Raw genomic sequence first — 18,879 nt, 5'->3', positions numbered from 1 at the left:
TTACTCCAGGGCAATGCTGAGGGCTTCGGTACGCCCGTCGACAGAGAAGGCCACGCGAGGCGTCAGCGGCAGCTTCCACAGGTGCGTACCGTCGGCCGACGAGAGCGTGGTGTCGAATTCATCGCGGATTTCCGCGCGCGAGCGGATATAAAGGTCATCGCCCTGCTGCCACACCGCCGTGTCCGGCACGCTGCCGGTGGTCTTCAGGCGCTTTGCCCCCGACGGCGGCACGCCGTCAAGGAACGCCTGCAGCACGTCGTCGTGCAGCCCGATGCGCGAGGGACCCGGCGCATCCGGCGCCGCGCCCGGCCCGCGCCGGGGAATACGCAGGTCAAGCCGCGCGTCCACCGTCCAGGTCTTTTTCGCGGTGTCGGCCTCGCCGCTCATCACGCTTATCTGCAGCGGTACCGGCAGGCCCTCGAGCCCCACGGTCACCAGCGTGTTCACGAAGTCACGCTTTGCGGTAATGACCATAAAGGACATGCCCGGGATCCACTTCACGTCGATGTCAGGCGAACCCGGCACCGGATCGCCGAGAATTTTCCAGGGCGCGCCGGTGCTGTCGATAAAGCTCACCGTGGCGGGCCAGTTCACCGCAGTGCGCACCAGCGGCAGGCTCGCGCCCGGCTGCAGGCTCACGGTCTGCGCGCTGATGCGCGGCACTGCCGTGATGCCCGGCGTGGCCAGCGCCCGGTTCTGCTCGGTCTGCTGCGCCCGCAACCGCCGGATTTCATCCGGCGTCAGCGGGGCGATGGTCGCCTCCGCCTGATCGTACGAGACCGACACAGGCGGCGGGAGGGACTGTCCGGGCTGTGGCCCCGCCATCTGACCGGAGGCGGTCTGGCCGGCAGGCGTCGTGCCGCCGGTCGCTTCGGTGGTGCGCCAGCTGCCGTTGTTGCCGGACGCCGGGGCGGTCCCAGCGGAGGTGGCGGCCCCCGCGCTGCCGCACAGCGCCAGCCACAGGGCCAGCGTGCGAAAGTTGCTCATAGCCACTCCTTATCCTGCGTTGTTGGTGATGGTCTGCGTGACCTCGAGGCCGCGCGGCTTGAGCCGCGTGTCCGCCTGCTGGATGCGCAGCGTGAAAACGTAGCGCAGCGGCGGGGTACTGCTGTTCTGGCCCTGCAGGCGTATCGTCACGGGGTACTGGAACTCCCACGTGTAGTGGCCGTCGATAACGCCCCGGCGGGTGATGACGCCCGGCTCCACGGTGTTGGTCAGGTTCATGCGCTTGTCCCGGATGCTCGACAGAATGTTGGAGCCGGTGACCAGCGCCCTGTTGTAGCCGGCAAAGCCTTCCTCAGAAAAGTCTGTCGACACTGCGGTGATCTGGTCGCGGTAGTGCACAAAATCGAGCGTGAAGGCCCGGCTGATGGTGTCCGCGCCGAACTGCCGCACATCGCTTTCGCTCCAGACCGGCTTGTCCGTAGGGTAAAACGGCGTGATGCGTCCTCCCTCGGTGGCCAGGTATTCCCGGGGTACGTGCATCAGCAGGAAAAGCAGCACGCCGATGGTGACGGCCTGTATGACGTTCAGGATGAGGCTCCAGCCCAGCTTCTTCAGGCAACTGCGCGCAAACTCTGCGCCCAGCGAGCGCGCGTGCTGGGCCTGCACGGCGTGTTCAAAGGCTTCCGGGTCGGAGATGACGGCGGCCGTGGGCGTCACCGGTACGGCCGTTTCAGGGTTTTGCATGGGTTCTCCTTACATTCCCCAGGACTGCCACGGGTCAATGCTGGTCGGCAGGTTGCTGTTAATTTTGTCGCTCAGCGCACCGCAGACCTTCTCTGACGCCTTGTTCATGATGTCCTGCAGGCTCGGCAGGTTCGGCAGGCTGATGGATATGTTACGGATGCCGGACAGACAGCTCTGCAGCTGATCTGAGGTCTGGCTTTCGCGGGCAGCCCATGCATCGTTCGCTTTTTTAGCCGCGTTGTAGCCCGCTTCGCTGCCGGTCTGTGCCGCGCTGCCGGCCCGGCAGGTGGCCGCACTGGCCGTAAACGCGGTGCACAAAAAGACCGCCACAAGGGCGGTCGCTGTATGCTTTTTCATGTGATGTCTCCGGAGGGTTCGATTACTGCGCCGGCCGCGGCGGCGTGACCGGTGCTGCCTGTGGTGCTGCTGCCGGCTGTTCCTTTACCCAGCCGGATTCTGCTTTATAGCGCTCGTCAAAGCCGAGGCGGGCGTGCAGCGCCGCGGGTACGTCTGCAGGCGCGTCGAGCTTAGCAACACGCTGTTGCGTATCGCCGGTGAGTCGCACCACCACGTGCTCACGCGGAACCGGCTGGCCGCCAGGGCGGTTTATGCCGTTGCCGCTGCCGATGGGCTGTGCACCCTCAGGAGTCAGCAGGTTCACCACCATCGGCGGCGCTTCCGAATTCCCCGGCAGGCTGACCAGCACATGCTGATAAACCCCATTCTGGCGCACTACACCCTGAAGATAGTCACCGTCGCCCTGCACCAGCAGCAGGTCCGGTCTGCCGTCTTTACCCCACTCTGACATTACCGGCGTGCCAGCGCGTTCGTTGTGAGCCGGACGCGGTGCCGAAAGCGGGTCGCCAGGTTGAACGCTTCCCTGCCCGTCCGGCTTCACCCAGTAGAGCCCGTCGGCGGGTCTGGGGGGCGGGTCAATATCGAGCCCCAGACGGCTCACCAGCGCGTGCTGGATCTGGATGTAGCGGTTCACGTCCACGGCCGCAAGCGGCACCATGTCGGAGTCCCCCGTCTGCACGCGGGTCCCGCGGACGGGAGACAGCGACCACTGGTTACGGTGGGTCTGAACCTGCTCATAGTGTGTGACCACACCCTCATCATTTTTCTTTGGTACCTTAACGGTCACCGGCTGCTCACCCAGCCACTGCAGCGTCACCATGCGGCCGGGCTGCAGGTTCGTCTCACGCAGCAGGCCCGCGAGTTCCTTACCCCAGAATGTCTGCGATCCCTCTCTGGTATGCAGGGTGATGAACGTGCTGTCGCTCTGGCCGGTTTCAAACCGGAACGGCGCCTGGCCGCAGGCGGTGACCTTGCCGGTGACCGGCTCCCGGGCTTTTTCAGCCGGCGTATGGACCGCAGCAGAAATCTTCGGCGCAGCGGACTCCTGTGCCGGTACAGATTTCTGTGGTTGTTGTAGTGGTTGTGACGCTGTCACGGGCTGTGTGTTTTGCACTGGCTGCGTTGCCGGTGCCATCGGCGCTGACGGCGTGACGGGCGGCGTCTCCGTCGCGCGCGGTGCCTGCGGGTCGCCGCGCACGGCATCTGCTGGCGCGACCGGCGTCATCGGCTGGCCGGCTTCTCGCCGTGCAGAATCCAGGTCTGCCTGCTGCATAGCGTCCTTCATGCTCACGTTCAGCTTATTCGACACGATGACGCCGATTGCAAAAGCTTTAAACGCGTCACTGCCGGTGAGCTCGATGCGGCCATGATAGTGATTGGCGGCAGTCAGCAGCGCCGCGAGCACCTTCTCTTCATGGTTGCTGGCACCATCAGCCATGACCAGGCGGGTCCCCCGGTCAATAAAGGCGGGTTCACCATCCAGCCTGTACAGCACGCTTTTATCGTTCGGCTGCTTTTCATGCGTAATACGGCTCAGCAGCTTATCGGCATCGATGCGGGACGCGGTTGCTCCGGAAGAGACCGGGGCATCTTCGTCCTGCGCCACCACCCGAGGCGCACCGACCAGAATGGCGTTTTCCTCTCCGTACGCCGCCAGCGGTGAAGAGGACCAGGCAGGACGCTGCTCCAGCAACGCCTTGAGCTCGGCTTCCAGCACCTCGCTATCATCCGACGGCCAGCGCGCATTTTCGGTGTCATTGCCCATCGCCCACATCTCCGTCAGCCCGATCCGCTCATTGATGAGCGCTCCAATCCGCATGGCCAGTGCGTTTGTATCGAGACTGGCCGCTTCGTCCTTCAGCGCACGCAGGCGCTGATTGATGTCAGCGAAGTCGGCGCTGAAATCATCTGCGGCCTGAGCCATGCTGCCAGCCGTGAAAGCGCCCAGAGTGGCGGCGTCAGAAAGACGTGCCGTTTCCTGCTCCTTGCCGGCCTGAATAAGGCTGAGCGTTTCAGTCATGCCCAGATTCATCTCAGCGGCCACTCTGGCCAGACTCAGCCCCTGTCCGGAGAAGGCCATTGCACGAGCAATATCTTCCGGATTCAGGGTCGCGCCGGGCGCCTTTATTGCCGGTCCTGTAGTTGCTGCCGCTGAGAGTTCAGGCTCAGCGTCGTCAAAGCCAGACTCACTAATAACCGCAGCCGGTAGCTCATCGCTGGTGATGACTGGTGCTGTTGTCCCTGAACTTTGATCAGCGTTGTCTTGCCTGGCCACTAATGATTCTGAGCCTGTCTTGTCAGCCGCTTCAGGCTGTTGCGCCTTCAGGATGCGGTATACGCTGGTCTGCGAAACATTGAATTTCTCCGCAATCTCCGCAGGCTTAAGACCAGCTTCGCGTGCTTTAAGAATCTCACCGGCCTGCTCTTTTGCAGAGCCCGGACGTCCGGCAGTTTTCGGACTTACAGGCTCCGCCTCCTGAAGGGGCTTATCGTCCACTGGAGCGAGAGCCGATGCTGGCCCACTGGCAGGATTTAAAACTGGCTCAACCGCCGCAGCGGGTGTGGCCACTTTTTCTGGAGCAGGTGAATTCTCCGGCGCAGGTTTAGCGTCGTCAGATGTACTCATGTTTTTCTCCGGTAGACTTAGCCGCTCAAGGGCCTGTGAAATCTGGGGCATTAGCGTGGCGCGCAGACTTTCCATACCACGTGAAAGGTGTATGTCGTTGAAGTCTGTATATCCGGCCCTGCGTTCTGCACCGGTGAGGTCGGGAAGTATGAACTCCCCGCCAGTATTGATGGCCGACTGTCTGGCCATAACTAATCCGGTGTTAACCGGTTTAGCGTGGTCATTATCCGCCATGAAAATATGTGGGCTTGCGGGATACCGTTCACTCAGCACTCTTGCAACATTGAGCATGTTTCCGGCATCGATAGTCATGACCACTGGATGACCGGTTAACATGTTTAGGCTCTTTGCCGTCGCGTACCCTTCGGCGTAGAGCACCGGTTCACCGTCTGTGAGACGCCCTCCCACCACGAAGAAATTGCCTACCTTGGGTGCTTTCTCATAAAGCGTTTTTTCGCCATCCGGAGGGATGTACTGCAACGTGCGAAAATTACCGTTTACGTCGTATAAAGGAATAACCAGAGCACCATTATTGGTCTGCCTGAAATCAGGCTCGGCGGCGACACCCTTGCGGACCAAATAGGGATGATTTGGATCGGCTGCTGGCAGTTTGCTGTATAGCCATTTTGCTTTGGCCGTCTGCCGGGCATGTGTTTCGGCCAGTTTCCTTGCTGAATCATCTTTTGATTGCCTTGCCAGTGCCTTCATGTGCAGGCGTGCAACAGGGTCTGCCTCCCCATCGTTTCCGCTCGCTTTCCACTTTGTAATGTCCTTATGAGTGGGAGCGGTCCAGTAATTGATAAACCACCCTCCGGGTTTTCTGCCGTTGAGAAAACCCCGGTAAACACCGTCACCGTTGCCTGCGGGACCGTCAGTAACCGATACGCGATGAATTTCACCGTCCATAACCGGCAAACCTTCAATCATCAGGCCTGCGTTGGTGAGCGCATCCAGAAATTCCTCATGGGGATCGCCCCCGCTGCTGCGTATCGTCGGATCGGGGAGCCAGTCTTTAATACGTTTTACATCCGTGCCTGGCCGGGCATACCAGAGCTCGTCCTCTTTACTCCATTGAATGGCGTTACGTCCGTCGTCTAACTTACCGCCCTGCTCTTTTGCTTCTTCCCGCCTGTCATGCGGGATTGCAAGCCAGATACGTTTTTCTGGAACCGCATCACTCATGATGCCTCCGTCAGTATGTTTAGTGTCTGTTATTCACCGTCAGTAAACCGTCGATACCACCACGGGCGGCCGCTCAGGCTTTTGCCGCGTGCAAGACGAGCAAGACGCGTCAGCAGTGCAGTCAAATCCCAGCCAAACATCTTTAGCACGCGAAATGCCGCGATGATGCCGCTGACAACATAGATGGTGTTCATCGAGGGGAAACGGAACCAGAAGAGATAGAGCAGAAACAGCCACGTGGGGATGCCCACGAAATCCAGTGCGCTGCCGGCTCGCCGCCAGAAGCCCGGCGGATAATCCTCTTTTTTTAATTCACTCACGCGACACCCTCCTCAAATTCACGGCGCTGGCGCGGAGACATCACCACTGCCAGCTCGGACTCCGCGATACGACGCTCCCGGTACAGTTGCCAGGCCTGGTCGACGATGCGGCGCTTACCCAGACGGATAATGTTGTTAATGTGCGCGCCCCACTGCGACCACGGCATGCCGCCCAGCTTCTCGCGCAGGTCGTGATCGATTATGATGTACTCGCGCACCGCCACACGCTTCCCGTCGGTGGTGCGCAGCAGCGTCTGCACCACCACGTACTGCAGCACGCCCAGCAGTGACCACGCCATGGCTTCGCGGCTTTCGTAGGGAAACTCGTTAATGAGTCGGGGGAACACTTCGCCCGGCGAGTTGATGTGCGTGGTAGTAAGCAGCAGATGGCCGAGCTGGCCGGCAAGGATACCCGCACTGATGGTCTCGAGGTCGCGCATCTCACCCACGCCCATCACCGACGGTGCACGGCGTAAATCGGCGCGGATGCCAGTGGCAAAATCGGGAATGTCTTTGCCCACCTGCGACTGCAGTGGCGGCAGCACGTCGCCCTGGCGCCCGAGGATGAACTCTATCGGGTCCTCTTTGGTGGTGACCTTACGGTCAGGGTATTTATCCAGACAGAAGCGATAGGTGGAGGCCAGCGCCGTGCTTTTGCCCGAGCCGGTAATGCCTCCCCACAGCCCCATGCCCCTGGCCGGCAGAATGTTGGCCATCAGCTCCGGCGCAAGCCCCATTCCTTCCAGCGGCGGGATGTCGGACGGTATTACACGCATCGTCCAGGCGATGGTGCTGTCCTGACGCCCCGCGGTACCCTGCAGCAGGTTCACGCGAAAGCGGATGCGCTCGCCGCGGTTAAGCCCCCATCGACCGGACATGTCTCCGTCGAGCTGCATCGCGCGGTCAACTGAAACACCACCGCGCACCTGCGGGCGGAGCTCCGGGCTGAACACCTCATCCATGAGTCTGGACAGGCTGTCATCCGCCACCGCAAACGGGCTTGCCCTGAGCAGGCGGCCGTATCGTCCCACCACGAAGTGGTTGTCGCCCTGCAGATGAATGTCGCTCACGTTGTTACGCGCGCACCACACCATAAAGCCGCGCAGCGTGTCGGCATGAAGTCCCCTGCTAAAGTCATAAGGTTCCAGGTCTGGGGCCGACATCATCGTTTCTCCGTATTGATGACCGGCTTCCACTTCGCCTTATCGGTGACGAACCCGGCGCGGGATTCCAGACGACGTTCGCGGTCACCTGTAGTGAGTTTGTTGCCATCGCCGGTGACCGTCTGCTGACGTTCGGTCACGACCGGTGCAGTGATAAGGTTCTGGCGGCGCAGCAGCACGTACTGGAGCATGCCGTTGTAATCGCGCGTCAGGCGGTTGACGTTGGCCTCCAGCGTCTCATCGGCACTCTGGCGTCCCTCTGCCCATCCTTCATTTACCGCCGCCTGCCAGATGTCGCGCTGCACACCATTTTCCGGAACAAGTCCGCCCGCCGGTTCGTCCGGCGGCACGGTGCTGAGCCCGGCCATCAGCCAGCTGCGCCACGTCGGCGGGTTGCTGACGAAGCGCTCTGGCTGGATGATTTCGTAAACGTGGCTCGCCGTGCGGATCTGATCGGTCGTGACGTGCGCCACGTCCACCGCCTCGGTGATGACCGGTGGCAGCCAGCCGCGGGCGCTGATAAGTGGGCGGAAGTCATAGGTGATATCCAGCTGCTTCGCACGCGCCTCCAGGTCACGGCGCAGCTCCCACGCGCGCTGCGCCTTGCCACCACGGAAACCAGTGGTGCGCCCGCCTTCGGTCAGCATCTGACGGCGGTTGTCAGACACGTCAGACGTGTCGCGCTTTTGCGGAGAGAGGTAGGCTTCCGGCCCCGGAGGCGGTGCCCCGTCAGGGCCGGGCGTCGCGGCCGCTTTGGTAAAGTGTAATCCCGCACAGCCCGCCAGCAGCACGGGCAGCAGCAGGACACAGAGTCGGGCTTTCATCGTCTGCCTCCGCGATGCTCAGGGATGGAGCTCATGAATTCCATAACCATCTGCCCGGGATAGCGGCGCAACGTGGCGCGCCATGCTGTCTGCATTTCGATGATGCGCAGGAGGTTAGCGTAGGTGACGTACTGAACATCTATATTGACCGGCAGTGGAAGACGAACACCGACGTAACTGAATTCATCGCCACGGGCCCATGCCAGCGCACGAAGCAGTTCAATCGCATCCCCGTCCCAGCGTAGAGTTAAGCGATCGCTGTCCGACCGTATTTCTGCAACAGGTACGGGGGCGCCGGTGTCCATGGTCCCCTCCATCCACAACTGCTGCCGCTGCATTGCCACGCGCGAGGCTGACAGAGAAGACGCTGTGTTTGCTGTCTGGGTTTCGGTTCTGGTATTCATGACCGACTGACAGCCGGACAGCATCACGGCTGTCATGCAGACAGCCGGCAGGAAAATTTTCATGGTTTCTCCGGTAAATCGCAGGAAATCGATGGGATAGCTATTGGCTGTAGTGCGGTAGTTCCTGACCTGACAGACGTTGTGTCTCTACAAAATCAAGCGAACTGAAATGGTTAAATTGAATCGGTAATGACAGGAATGTACTATTTAAAAAAAAGGAGAACGAAATGCTTGCTTATTACCTTTCCCGCTATTGCAAGAAAATAAAAACCCTGAAGGCAAGGACTTTAATTAACACAAAAGCACTCAGTACAAAGCGTAACAATGTACTTTTGCGCAAGGCAGGATTTGTTATTAATGGTTCACCTTATATCACTGCGCCCTTTTTTTTCGAGTTCGGGAACATAACAATTGAGGATAATGTTTACATTAACTCCGGATGTGTTTTCCTCGACAATGAGCATATATCAATTGGCCAGGATTCACTTATAGGACCTAACGTAACACTGTCCACCGTCACCCACCCCGTTTCACCTTCGTCACGTAATGATGCTGTCATTAAAAAAACCATTATCCTCGGCAAAAACGTCTGGCTGGGGGCAGGGGTAGTTGTGTTACCGGGTGTCAGCATTGGTGATAACAGCGTCGTTGCCGCAAACAGCGTCGTCAATAAGGATATTCCAGCTAACTGCCTGTATGCTGGCTCTCCTGCTGTTTTCAAACGTAACTTATAGACGAAGATCAGTTTGTTGCACACCACGCAACAGCCTGGATGCAGGAACCGCCAGCGACTCCCCCTCCGGTATAAATCTGCCAGCCACCATCGCCCGTAGGCTGATTAGCGTCCGGAGAGTTCCAGCCATCACCACCCCATCGTGAAAGAAGATACCCCCCGGAGAGCAGGACTTTTCCTGCAGGACAGTACACCCTTGAAAACGAGTATCGTCCGCAGGCATCCGGGCCACTCACTGCCTGGAAATCTCTCAACTTACCTGAACTCGTCCAGACGCCATTTACACATGACAGGGTTTTCCCTGACCAGTCTCGACTTATATTGCCATTAGGACCACAGCCCGCACCTTCACTACTTACTCCATCAAGCTGAAGTTGGTCACCCGTAGACAACCTGCCATTTGATCTGACTGTTCCACCTTGTAACTGTCCTCCGGTGTAAATGCTCTTATCATTTATTGAACGGACCCACTGGTCGTCCGACATATAAAGGCCACCGCCGTAAGTCTCATTGAGCCAGCCTTTACCGCCCCGCGTGATAATCCAGCCACTGTTGCTACGAATATCGTTGTTTGCCGTCATACCGTTACTGGCATTCACGTTATTACCAGCACTGACATCACCGTTTGCCGAAACCGAGCCTTGTGCGGTTATGTTGTTACCTGATGAAACGTTGCCGCTGAATGAACCTGTGACGCCATTGACCTTACCTGCCGCGTTAATGTCATTTCCGTTCATATCAATAGCCGTATGCATGCGGTTCAGGTCCGGCCGACCGTTAACCTGATACCGGTACAGCCTGTCACTTTCATCAGCATCCGTGCCCAGTGCGTCGGCAGAGAGAAATGCGGCCAGGCGTCCCTGCTGACCACTGAGCCCGTAGTCACTGAGCTTTGCCTGCCAACCACCATCGGCACCCACCGCAGTATTAGCTGGCCAGACATAGCCCCCCATGCCGTCGGTGTCCATCGCAATCTGACGCAGCCCCTTAAAGGGGATTTCGCTACCGCCAGTCGTCAGCACAAAGGCAACCAACTGCCCGGCCTGACCGGGGTCTTTTGCCACCGCAAGCTGGTAACTCTGCCCGCTGTCATTGGTCAGTGAAAAACCGGCGGGGAGATAGCCCTGCGTGCGAAGCGTCGCGCCGGTGATCACCACCGGACCGCCGGCAACCTGCGTCACCAGCGTATCGCGGTTGTCGCGCACGTAATGTTTACCCGCCTGAGCCACAAAGCTCAGGTGCGAGGCGGTGCCCGTCCAGATTTTTTCCTGCTGCATGCCGGCATAGCGGTCCATGGCACTTGGCGCGACAAAGAGCACGATGGCCATCACGATGCCGAGCTGAAGCAGCATGTTGCCGCGGTGCACCGGACGCGCCTTCCGTTTAAGTAATTTCATCAGAGCACTCCCACCAGTTGTTGGGGAAATAAAATGCACACGCCGCACAAGTAACCAAACAGTGCGGGCGCAAAAGGTTTTGAGGTCTGTCGCGTCAGCGCAGCGCACAGGCAGAACAGCAGCAGCCCGCCGGCAGCGGCATAACTGGCGCTGCGCCAGGGCAGCCAGGCACAAAGTCCAGCCATCAGGTAAACGTCACCCAGTCCCATGCGCTCTTCAGTCTGACCTCGATTGGCCAGCCAGCGCACGGTACCGGACAGCACGTAGGCACTGAGGCTCGCCGTCAGTGCCTCATCCAGCGTCAATACGGCTTCCGGCAGCGCTGCTGAGGCCAGCCCGGTCAGCCAGAACGCCAATGTGTAGCGCATCGGCAGCCACTGGCAGCGCAGGTCCGTCAGCGTCAGCGGCACCCCCATTATCAGCAGGACGATGCAGCGCAGCACGGTACTGTCCGGCACCGCGGGAGGCAGTGTCAGTAACCAGCCGACGGTGAGCAGGTAAATCAGGGCAACTGGCGTCAGGAGAAACCAGGTCAGGGGCGGTCCGTCGTGCGTGCGCAGAAAGCGTATGGCCTGATGCGCCTGGATCACAAAAAAAAAGGCGCAGCCTGCAAGCCACACAACAAGCGTGTAGCCGGTAGTCAGTGAAGTCATAAAGTTTTCCGGGTGGGATTCAGCGTCGTGCCATGTAGTCGGCATAGACCTTGCGTGCGTAGAGCATGCGGCGGGCCGAATTGTCATCGGCAAAGCCTGCGTTGTAGCTGCCGAGGCACTCCCATGTGACTCCACAGACCTGCAGGTGCCGCGCCAGTATCCAGGCGCCAACCATCACGTTCAGGCAGGGTTTCGTCAGCAGATCCTGCTCGCTCTGCAGCACGCCCATGTTGCGCAACTGCGGCACGTGCGTGGAATTAATCTGCATCAGGCCGAAGTCTCGGCTGGTCACCTGCCCCTTCTTATTGCGGTTATAACCTATGGCACCAGGGTTAAAGCCACTTTCCACCCTGCTGATAGAGCGCAGCAGTTGCGGGTCAACGTGGTAACGAGCCCCCGCCTCGTTGTAGCAGAACGCCAGTGCGGATCGGGAAACGCACAGCATCAGCCCGGTAGCCAGCAGCATGGGGAAAAGTTTCTTCATGATGATTACCGTGAAAGAACTGAAATTACAGGGAAGCCACCGGCCGGGGTTTCCCCCGGCCCTCCCGTCAGGTGTTGCTGGTAAAGACCAGTGTGTTGGTGCCCGATGAGCCGCTGTCTGCTGAGCACTGTGCTGCTGCGACAGAGGCGCTGACGGTACCGCTGGTTGAACTGCCGTTGATACTGGTCGATGCCACGTTATTTGCACTGCTCATCTTCTGTGACATCTGCGTGCAGGCTTCCTGCGGCACCTTCGTATAAGTCAGTTCAAACGAGGTATTCTGCCCTCCGCTGGTACTAACTGGTCCGACTGTGGTGCTGCCGCCCCAGCGGTTGATCAGCGAGGCGGTGCCTGACGATTTTGTGCCGACGACTGCCATACTACCCGGCGCGCCGCCGAACTGTATCAGCGCACCCGTCATGGCCGCTGCAGAAGAGAACAGATACGTACCGCTGGTTTTCAGCATGCCGCGGGTGTTGGTCATGATCTCCCCGGCATTGGACAGCTCCTCAGTGTAGTCAGAACGACTGAACAGACCATTACCGGAGGCCAGCACCCAGACCAGCACGAGCAGCGAGCCGATGCCCACGATGACTGCTTCCTGCAGGTTAAGTGCACCGCGGTGAACGGCAGAACGTTTTAAGGGTTGTGACATGGTAAAGACCTCATTAGGTAAGAAGTTAACGGTTGCCGATAAGCGAACCCAGGTCCTGGGTGCCGATAAACGTGAGCAGGAGATAGCCTGCGGTAATAAGCATCCCGAGCAGCTGCAAAAGCCGGGAGACCCGCCTGATGCGGTTGATAGATTTGGTGAGCCACATGCGCGCGAAGTTTTCGATATTCTCCTCGCCGCCCGGACCTGAGGTCAGCAACAGCAACCTGTCGATGGCCTCACGCGAGGGAAACGCATAGCCGCTGTCGGCCAGCGCCTGCCCGAGGTGCTTGCCGCGCGCCACCTGACGACGGGTCGCGGTGAGTCGCTCATACAGCCAGGGAGTGGCGTTACGACTGAGCATGTCGAGCGCCTCCTCCGTACGTACGTTGGCCCGCAGCAGAGCACTGAGGTTCAGCAGAAACGACACGCCCTGCATCTCACGATACAGGCTCCACGGGAGCAGCCTGTCCAGCACCCGTTGCCTGACCGGACCGGTGAGCCGCGGAAGAGACCAGATAACCCACGCGCTTGCAGCCGCTAGGCCCGCCGCCAGCAGGTAGCGGTTACCGATAAAAAAGTGAGTTATAGCGCCCAGCCACCAGAGCGACCCTGTCCAGCGGTCGGGTGAAGCCATCTGCTCGAGCCGCGGCAGAAAGCGGTCATACACCATCTGCATCATGTAAAACGTCCCGCCCAGCAGCATAACGGGGTAGGTCAGGTTCACCACTGCAGTGGCCTTCATCTCGCCGATGCCCTTCACAACCTCGATTGCCCGCAACAACGCGCCCCGAAGGTCCTTTGCTGCGCGGCCGGCGCGCAGGATGGTCGCCTCCTGCGCGGGGATCCAGCCTGCAAGTCCGACATCCAGCCCACGTCCGCGGTTAAGCGCGTGCCGGACGTCAGCCAGACACAGGGACACGGCGTCGTTCCGCCGGCGTCGGGTTCGCTGCATGCCGGCGATGGCGTCTTCTGTTTTCTGATTGTTCTCCAGCAGAAACGCCAGGTCCTCATACAGCGTCATGCGATCGGAGGTGCTGAAGGTCTTCTGTCCTATCCAGCGACCCAGCCCTTCAGAACGGATGCTGCCTCTGGCAAGCGATTGCCTGAAACGGGCGCGCAGCAGGTTGATGAAGTCAGGCATGGACACCTCCACTGGCAGACTGTACCAGCGCATCGGGCGGCAGCAGGTTCAGGGTGTCCTCATCAAGCGGGCTGAGCTTGTCGGCATCAATGGGGTCTACCTCTCCGGCCGCGATATAGCGCATCAGGTGCGCGCCGCGGGTAATACCGCCCATGTGGTGTACCCAATAGCTACGGGCGGCGAGTTTTCCCTGCTCACGATAAAGCTGCATAAAGCGGGCGTCAGGGCGGATGACCTCGGCAATGACTTTTCGTCCGGTTATGCCTTTCCAGCAGCCAGAGGCACTGCAACCCGCATGGTTGCGGAACGCAACTGTCGCAGTATCACAGTAAGCTTCAACACGCTCACGATCGTCTTCCGCCAGCATTTCCCTGACGTCGTCCCAGCCTTTTTTACAAGCAGGACAGAGCGTCTGGACCAGGCGCTGCGCGATGAGGCCGATAACCACCTGCGGATCCATGACCATTCCAGGCGGGATATCAAGCGTGTCGGTCAGGCGGTCAATAATGCCCGGCGCGTCGTTGGCGTGAAGCGTGGTCATCACCAGACTTCCGCTTTTACCCTCGCTGATGCAGGCCCGGGCAGACCAGCCGTCGCGGATTTCGCCCACTACTTCGGCGTCAGGATCAAGCCGTTTGAAGGCTGACTGGCGGCGCTGCCAGGCACGGGTTACGGACTCAGGATCGTTGCGGTCCGCCAGAATCGTCGTCTGTACCGCACCTTTTGCCTTGCCCTCCACCGGATCTTCCACGGTGATGAGGCGGCGCTTTCCACGGGTCAGCTTTACGTACATGTCGCAGAAGGTGCGCATGGTTTTACTCTTACCCGAACCGGTGGGGCCGGCCGTAATGATGATGCCTTCCGGGCGCTGCAGCATGCGGCGTATCAGCTTCTGCTGCTCGGGCAGGTAGCCCAGCACGTCAAGCGAGGGAATGTCCTCGCTTTCGTCTGTTATAACGCGAAGCACCACATAAAGGCCGGACTCGGTGGGTACAGCCGAATAGCGCGCGGCGTACAACCCTAGCGCCTTAACGAACTCATTTCGCAGGCGGCCGTCCTGCTCATCGCTCTCGCTGAAGGCCTGCGGCGCCACGTCGCACATGGACATCACAATGGTCGACGCGAGGTTCATTCCCTCCTCGACTGAAAGCTCTGACTGCAGCTCAAGATCGCCGTGGATGCGGAACACTACCGCCGTAATATTGTCGGTACCGATAAGGATGTGAATGTCCGACGCGTGCGATTCGCCGGCGCGGCGCAAAAATTTCACTACCTGCGTTTGTTCTGGAGACCAGTTCCCGGATACAGCGGCGCCGGTACGCCCCATTTGCAGGCGGCGCAGCTCGCTCAGGTGGACTGACTGCATGCTCAGTCCTGGACGCTGCCGCATCGCCCGGGCAATTTCAGACTGCACCGCCGGACTCGCGCGGTGCTCGGAGGACACGTACAGACGTCCCTGTTCCGGGTGGCTGTCGTCAAGGTACAGCCAGTTCATACTCTGTTCGCTGAATTCCATACGCCTACCCCGCAAAGGCCAGTGAGACGAGGCCTTTGTCAGGACTGCTGACGGTGACCTCGCTGAACGTGATTTTTGAAACAGTCCACGCGGTGCCCGGAATGCGGCTGCCCGCCTGCACGCGGATCTGATTGGCGCCGTCGAGCTGGAGCGTGGCGGACAGCTGCTGGCCGCCTGAAATCTCGACAATCAGCGGCAGCGCGCGGCTCTCCTGTGCGGGCTTAGCCGCAGTGCTGTCCTTAGCAGGCGCAGTGGGTTGTGGGTTGAAGGGACCGCCCAGCACCGCGTCGTAACCGTTTTTCTGCAGCTCGTTGAGTGCCTTAGCCTGTGCCAGCTGCGCCTCGTAAAGCAGGGTCTTGGCCTGAATATCTTCAAGCCGTCCCATGCTGTTGTCCCTGATACCGGTATCCGTTTGCGGCACTGCCACCACCGCTTTTTCATCAGGCGAATCAGTGGTGGAATGGTCATAAACCTTTACCTGATTCGATGCACCCGGCCTGTCTGGCAACGTCGGGCTGGCTGAAGCCTGCTGGCAGATGACCAGTGCGGGCAACAGCAGGTAACGCCACTTATTTCTCTGCATAAAGCATTCCTTCCAGGGTGTAGGTCAGCCGGCTGCTGTGCAGCTCGACCTTAACGGAACTCAGCCGCAGCCCGTTGCCCGGGAAGCGCGTGGCGTCAAACAGCCGGTCCGGCGGAATATCGGTGATAAAGGTGAAGCGGTAACGCTTCCACGGCAGCGGAACATGGTCCTGCCCGACGGTCTGCGTGAGCAGTTCCGGTTCTGTAAAGCGCAGGCTGGCCCGCAGACGCTGCGCGTAGCTGGTCATGCGTCTCAGCTGCTCGTCACCGGGCAGCAGCGCCTCGGGCGGCGCGGGTGCAAAGCGCACGTGCTCCTTAAAGGACGCGTCATCGGAGGGCCCGGGCATGTTGAACACGACCGGTGTACCAGGACCGTAGAGCTGCGGAAGGCGGGCAGCAAAGTCGCCGACCGTCCCTCCGTCCGGCAGGGCGTAGTGCAGCGTAAGCTGCCCGGTCGCCTCGCACGTGGCCTGGCTGAATACCCATCCGGCAATTGACAGCGGTGCCTCACGCCACTGCATCACGCACGCACTGAGCATGCCCGAAAAGTCCGGCTGTCCGCCCCACGGCTTGCTCAGACTGGCAGGCTTGAGCGCGGCCGCCTCACGCGCCCGGGTCAGTTCAGCCTGAACCCATGCGTCGTGTTCAGCCTTCTTCCGGGCCTCAAACCACTGGCTACCAGACCAGGCCGCAACGGCACAGACCACGCCCAGCAGCAGCAGGCGTGAGAACGTGCGGCTTTCGGTTTTGTGCAGCAGCGCACGCGCTGGTACGGTGACCGGTATCAGATCTGCAAGCGGGTCGCGGCGGGCCTCCGGCTCATCCAGCAGGCTGTCCGGATCGAATACCGTCCAGCCCGATGACGGTACCGGTGCCGTTGCGCGAAACAGTTCGGCGGCGCGCACTGCGCTGGCTGCATCACCGACCACATCGCCGTAGGGTGAAGGATGTCCGCCGGTAACCGCCATAAACCAGTACTTCCCGGCGGGAAGAGGGAATACGCCCCAGCAGTCCGGGGGCACACTACCGAGCACCGTCGCAGCAAGCGATGCCAGGCGCTTACCCTTTTTTATGTCAAGCGCATCGTCAGGAAGACAACCCAGCCAGCTCGCTGGATCATCAATGGTGCCCGCCGACAGAGCCAGCCAGTGGCTGGCCAGCTGATCCCGGGCCTCAATACGCATTCGGCGCCGGCCGCGCGCAGATACCCACTGCCAATGCAGACCGGCCACCAGCGCGGTTTTGCCGGCGGGGACAATACTTATCGCCGGCTCTGAAATCAGTTCAGACGTCATAAGTTTTCCTTAACCCAGCACCACAGGCGTAACGAGGATGATGAACATGCGTCGGCTGTCGTCACCGCGTGCGCCGCCGCCCAGACCAAAGAAGCTGTAGCTACCCGTACCCTGGCGATTGGCCGAGTCGCTCAGTTGCTCATAACCGCTCAGCACCAGCGTCTGGCCTGACTGCATAATGACGCGCTGAACAATCGTCTTGGGAGTGGTCCTGGCGAGTTGAGATTTCTGCGTGCCAGACGTGAAGTCCGTAAAAACGGGGTCTTCTGACATGCTGATGGAAAACTCCAGTTGCATCTTCGGCGAGTTCGGGAACAGCAGCGGCAGCGCCGTCATGTTAAAGCCGGTGGTGATGGTTTCTTTGGTAATGGAGGTGCTGGTTCCGACGTTAGCCGTCTGACTGGTGCTGATGTTTGGCACGTAGTCCTGCTGGATGGCGTTCTGAACGGGAACGGCAGACAGGTTGGTGGTCAGCGCCGAGGCAGTGGTTATCACGCTGAGCTTCGCCTGCTCGTCCAGCGCTTTCAGGAACATCTGAGTACCCTGCCCCTTACCGTCCAGGATGGCCATGCCGCCGCTCAGCGCATCAGAGGCTGCCCCTGTGAAAGGGCTCGTCAGGGACAGGCCGACACTGCCAGTGTTCAGTACCGCGTTCCAGTCGATACCCAGCTGGTTCTGGTGTCGGTTCACTACGCTGTAGACCTTCACCGAAATCATCACCTGACGGTTAAGCTCACGGTTACGATCGTCTATGTAGCGTCCAATGGCGTCCAGTACGCGCGGTGTATCGGTCACCGTCAGCACGCCGGCAGAGAGATTCTGACGCCCGGAGCCCGGCGTCAGCATCGACTTCACCGTGTTATCTACGTCTTTAAAGATGTTGGATTTAATGGTTGCTGTCGTGGTCTGACTGGTGCTGTTATCGCCAGTACTGTTCCCGCCGCTGGCAGTGGAACTCGTGGTGCCACTCACCGTTTTCGATGCGAAGCTTGCGTCACTGTCCATGAAGTTAATGGCGAAGTTTCGGGTATCGAGCCAGAAAATCGCTATGTGGCCATATTCATAACGCCACGACAGCCCGAGACGCGTCGTAACGTTATCTAGCAGCCCACTCAGAGAGCCGTTCCAGTTGACGCCCCGAAGGCCTCCTTCATTCTGGGGGACAGCGACAGGGCGAGTACCGGCCTGTCCCATAGAGGCCAGAGGGACCATTCCACTCGCGTCAGGGGACGGCAACGGGCCGCTTATTTTCTCTGTCTTACCGCCTGTATCACTGCTACCTGCCAGAGTGGCCTGAGCGTCTGGAGTAACAACTACAGGGATACGGCACTGATCGGTTATGAATGAACTGACATAGGCCAGAGACACCATTCCAGGCCTGTTAATCCTGACCACGCACGGTGGAAGTTCTGACCGCTGGCCAGCGACTCCGCCAAGCGGAACCGGATTGATCCACTGTGAGGAGATTTCCCGCACGACCTGGCCGCTGTCCAGTGCGCGCTTGTACGAATCGGCCTGCGCCTCATGAGCAGCTGCTCTTTTTTGAGTTGCATCTACCCGCTCAAGCGTACTGCATCCGCTGACAAGGAAGCACAATGCCACCGTGAGCAACGTGAATTGCTTAAAAGGTTTCATGAATGTTTGGCCCTGAGAGAAGTGAAAACTTAGATTTATTGATAGCGTTCGTCTGAATTGCCTGAATTCGCTTCAGCGCCGCCAGCCCGTCACCGCCAGTATTAGAGGTATCTATAAGATGCCCGGACAGAACTGCCTCCAGATACATGTCGGCGTGTCGAGGCACAGGAGCATCTGCCCTGTTGAGAATTTGATTCATGAGGAACTCCGGAAGCCGCATCGC

Annotated in this window: 19 protein-coding genes; 1 reads left to right on the top strand and 18 read right to left on the bottom strand. The window is 59.7% G+C overall.

From position 1 onward, the window contains the following. Genes GC087_RS25300 through GC087_RS25265 form a run of 8 tightly spaced genes read right to left on the bottom strand, consistent with a single transcriptional unit; the run spans window position 1 to window position 8,628 of the window. Window positions 1-987 (bottom strand): DotH/IcmK family type IV secretion protein, encoded by a 987-nt coding sequence (locus GC087_RS25300; protein WP_324030837.1) that lies wholly within the window; start codon window positions 985-987, stop codon window positions 1-3. Window positions 988-996: 9 nt separating this feature from the next. Next, on the bottom strand, window positions 997-1,689 hold the full coding sequence (locus GC087_RS25295; RefSeq protein WP_324030836.1) for a DotI/IcmL/TraM family protein: 693 nt from the start codon (window positions 1,687-1,689) through the stop codon (window positions 997-999). A 9-nt stretch (window positions 1,690-1,698) separates the two neighbouring features. After that, on the bottom strand, window positions 1,699-2,046 hold the full coding sequence (locus GC087_RS25290) for a conjugal transfer protein (RefSeq protein WP_324030835.1): 348 nt from the start codon (window positions 2,044-2,046) through the stop codon (window positions 1,699-1,701). Between the two features lie 22 nt (window positions 2,047-2,068). Next, window positions 2,069-5,854, bottom strand: coding sequence for an LPD7 domain-containing protein (locus GC087_RS25285; protein WP_324030834.1), 3,786 nt, complete (start codon window positions 5,852-5,854; stop codon window positions 2,069-2,071). A gap of 29 nt (window positions 5,855-5,883) precedes the next feature. Further along, entirely contained in the window at window positions 5,884-6,174 is a 291-nt protein-coding gene (locus GC087_RS25280; protein WP_324030833.1) for a conjugal transfer protein, read from the bottom strand. Further along, a complete protein-coding gene (gene traJ / locus GC087_RS25275; RefSeq protein WP_324030885.1) occupies window positions 6,171-7,337 on the bottom strand; it encodes a plasmid transfer ATPase TraJ in 1,167 nt (388 codons plus the stop codon). Before traJ ends, GC087_RS25280 begins: the two co-directional genes overlap by 4 nt. After that, window positions 7,337-8,161, bottom strand: a complete 825-nt coding sequence (locus GC087_RS25270; RefSeq protein ID WP_324030832.1) for a type IV secretory system conjugative DNA transfer family protein — start codon at window positions 8,159-8,161, stop codon at window positions 7,337-7,339. The genes traJ and GC087_RS25270 overlap by 1 nt, the downstream gene beginning before the upstream one ends. Next, a complete protein-coding gene (locus GC087_RS25265) occupies window positions 8,158-8,628 on the bottom strand; it encodes a DotD/TraH family lipoprotein (protein WP_210454616.1) in 471 nt (156 codons plus the stop codon). Before GC087_RS25265 ends, GC087_RS25270 begins: the two co-directional genes overlap by 4 nt. Before the next feature lie 164 nt (window positions 8,629-8,792). On the opposite strand from GC087_RS25265, the gene GC087_RS25260 reads away from it, so the two are divergent. Then, complete coding sequence (locus GC087_RS25260; protein WP_210454618.1) at window positions 8,793-9,299, top strand: DapH/DapD/GlmU-related protein; 507 nt, start codon at window positions 8,793-8,795, stop codon at window positions 9,297-9,299. A gap of 7 nt (window positions 9,300-9,306) precedes the next feature. Here the strand turns inward: GC087_RS25260 and pilV are convergent, their stop codons facing one another. The 10 genes from pilV to GC087_RS25210 all read right to left on the bottom strand — a co-directional run bounded on the left by pilV (window position 9,307) and on the right by GC087_RS25210 (window position 18,855). Beyond that, window positions 9,307-10,695 (bottom strand): shufflon system plasmid conjugative transfer pilus tip adhesin PilV, encoded by a 1,389-nt coding sequence (gene pilV / locus GC087_RS25255; protein WP_324030831.1) that lies wholly within the window; start codon window positions 10,693-10,695, stop codon window positions 9,307-9,309. Continuing rightward, on the bottom strand, window positions 10,695-11,348 hold the full coding sequence (locus tag GC087_RS25250) for a prepilin peptidase (RefSeq protein WP_324030830.1): 654 nt from the start codon (window positions 11,346-11,348) through the stop codon (window positions 10,695-10,697). Before GC087_RS25250 ends, pilV begins: the two co-directional genes overlap by 1 nt. A gap of 19 nt (window positions 11,349-11,367) precedes the next feature. Then, window positions 11,368-11,832 carry a lytic transglycosylase domain-containing protein gene (locus GC087_RS25245; RefSeq protein ID WP_324030829.1) on the bottom strand — a complete coding sequence of 155 codons (465 nt, stop codon included), beginning with the start codon at window positions 11,830-11,832 and terminating at the stop codon, window positions 11,368-11,370. A 67-nt stretch (window positions 11,833-11,899) separates the two neighbouring features. Next, window positions 11,900-12,487: a type 4 pilus major pilin gene (locus tag GC087_RS25240; protein WP_324030828.1), complete on the bottom strand. Its 588-nt coding sequence runs from the start codon at window positions 12,485-12,487 to the stop codon at window positions 11,900-11,902. Between the two features lie 25 nt (window positions 12,488-12,512). After that, entirely contained in the window at window positions 12,513-13,628 is a 1,116-nt protein-coding gene (locus GC087_RS25235) for a type II secretion system F family protein (RefSeq protein ID WP_324030827.1), read from the bottom strand. Beyond that, on the bottom strand, window positions 13,621-15,144 hold the full coding sequence (locus GC087_RS25230; RefSeq protein WP_324030826.1) for a GspE/PulE family protein: 1,524 nt from the start codon (window positions 15,142-15,144) through the stop codon (window positions 13,621-13,623). Before GC087_RS25230 ends, GC087_RS25235 begins: the two co-directional genes overlap by 8 nt. Window positions 15,145-15,148: 4 nt before the next feature. Further along, window positions 15,149-15,727: a type IV pilus biogenesis protein PilP gene (gene pilP, locus GC087_RS25225; protein ID WP_324030825.1), complete on the bottom strand. Its 579-nt coding sequence runs from the start codon at window positions 15,725-15,727 to the stop codon at window positions 15,149-15,151. Further along, a complete protein-coding gene (pilO2, locus tag GC087_RS25220; RefSeq protein WP_324030824.1) occupies window positions 15,714-17,021 on the bottom strand; it encodes a type 4b pilus protein PilO2 in 1,308 nt (435 codons plus the stop codon). Before pilO2 ends, pilP begins: the two co-directional genes overlap by 14 nt. A 9-nt stretch (window positions 17,022-17,030) precedes the next feature. Next, window positions 17,031-18,656 carry a PilN family type IVB pilus formation outer membrane protein gene (locus tag GC087_RS25215; RefSeq protein ID WP_324030823.1) on the bottom strand — a complete coding sequence of 542 codons (1,626 nt, stop codon included), beginning with the start codon at window positions 18,654-18,656 and terminating at the stop codon, window positions 17,031-17,033. Further along, window positions 18,643-18,855 carry a hypothetical protein gene (locus GC087_RS25210; protein WP_128392601.1) on the bottom strand — a complete coding sequence of 71 codons (213 nt, stop codon included), beginning with the start codon at window positions 18,853-18,855 and terminating at the stop codon, window positions 18,643-18,645. Before GC087_RS25210 ends, GC087_RS25215 begins: the two co-directional genes overlap by 14 nt. Between the last annotated feature and the right edge of the window lie 24 nt (window positions 18,856-18,879).

It is taken from the genome of Pantoea sp. JZ2 (genome assembly GCF_035191405.1).
In the GTDB taxonomy this organism is placed as follows: Bacteria; Pseudomonadota; Gammaproteobacteria; order Enterobacterales; family Enterobacteriaceae; genus Pantoea; species Pantoea stewartii.
This window is presented reverse-complemented; position numbering and strand designations above follow the sequence as displayed.

What these genes read in the sequence shown, in the direction of transcription:
- GC087_RS25300 (WP_324030837.1), bottom strand. Translation starts at nt 987, where the DNA reads ATGAGCAACTTTCGCACGCTGGCCCTGTGGCTGGCGCTGTGCGGCAGC.
- GC087_RS25295 (WP_324030836.1), bottom strand. Translation starts at nt 1,689, where the DNA reads ATGCAAAACCCTGAAACGGCCGTACCGGTGACGCCCACGGCCGCCGTC.
- GC087_RS25290 (WP_324030835.1), bottom strand. Translation starts at nt 2,046, where the DNA reads ATGAAAAAGCATACAGCGACCGCCCTTGTGGCGGTCTTTTTGTGCACC.
- GC087_RS25285 (WP_324030834.1), bottom strand. Translation starts at nt 5,854, where the DNA reads ATGAGTGATGCGGTTCCAGAAAAACGTATCTGGCTTGCAATCCCGCAT.
- traJ (WP_324030885.1), bottom strand. Translation starts at nt 7,337, where the DNA reads ATGTCGGCCCCAGACCTGGAACCTTATGACTTTAGCAGGGGACTTCAT.
- GC087_RS25270 (WP_324030832.1), bottom strand. Translation starts at nt 8,161, where the DNA reads ATGAAAGCCCGACTCTGTGTCCTGCTGCTGCCCGTGCTGCTGGCGGGC.
- GC087_RS25265 (WP_210454616.1), bottom strand. Translation starts at nt 8,628, where the DNA reads ATGAAAATTTTCCTGCCGGCTGTCTGCATGACAGCCGTGATGCTGTCC.
- GC087_RS25260 (WP_210454618.1), top strand. Translation starts at nt 8,793, where the DNA reads ATGCTTGCTTATTACCTTTCCCGCTATTGCAAGAAAATAAAAACCCTG.
- pilV (WP_324030831.1), bottom strand. Translation starts at nt 10,695, where the DNA reads ATGAAATTACTTAAACGGAAGGCGCGTCCGGTGCACCGCGGCAACATG.
- GC087_RS25250 (WP_324030830.1), bottom strand. Translation starts at nt 11,348, where the DNA reads ATGACTTCACTGACTACCGGCTACACGCTTGTTGTGTGGCTTGCAGGC.
- GC087_RS25245 (WP_324030829.1), bottom strand. Translation starts at nt 11,832, where the DNA reads ATGAAGAAACTTTTCCCCATGCTGCTGGCTACCGGGCTGATGCTGTGC.
- GC087_RS25240 (WP_324030828.1), bottom strand. Translation starts at nt 12,487, where the DNA reads ATGTCACAACCCTTAAAACGTTCTGCCGTTCACCGCGGTGCACTTAAC.
- GC087_RS25235 (WP_324030827.1), bottom strand. Translation starts at nt 13,628, where the DNA reads ATGCCTGACTTCATCAACCTGCTGCGCGCCCGTTTCAGGCAATCGCTT.
- GC087_RS25230 (WP_324030826.1), bottom strand. Translation starts at nt 15,144, where the DNA reads ATGGAATTCAGCGAACAGAGTATGAACTGGCTGTACCTTGACGACAGC.
- pilP (WP_324030825.1), bottom strand. Translation starts at nt 15,727, where the DNA reads ATGCAGAGAAATAAGTGGCGTTACCTGCTGTTGCCCGCACTGGTCATC.
- pilO2 (WP_324030824.1), bottom strand. Translation starts at nt 17,021, where the DNA reads ATGACGTCTGAACTGATTTCAGAGCCGGCGATAAGTATTGTCCCCGCC.
- GC087_RS25215 (WP_324030823.1), bottom strand. Translation starts at nt 18,656, where the DNA reads ATGAAACCTTTTAAGCAATTCACGTTGCTCACGGTGGCATTGTGCTTC.
- GC087_RS25210 (WP_128392601.1), bottom strand. Translation starts at nt 18,855, where the DNA reads ATGAATCAAATTCTCAACAGGGCAGATGCTCCTGTGCCTCGACACGCC.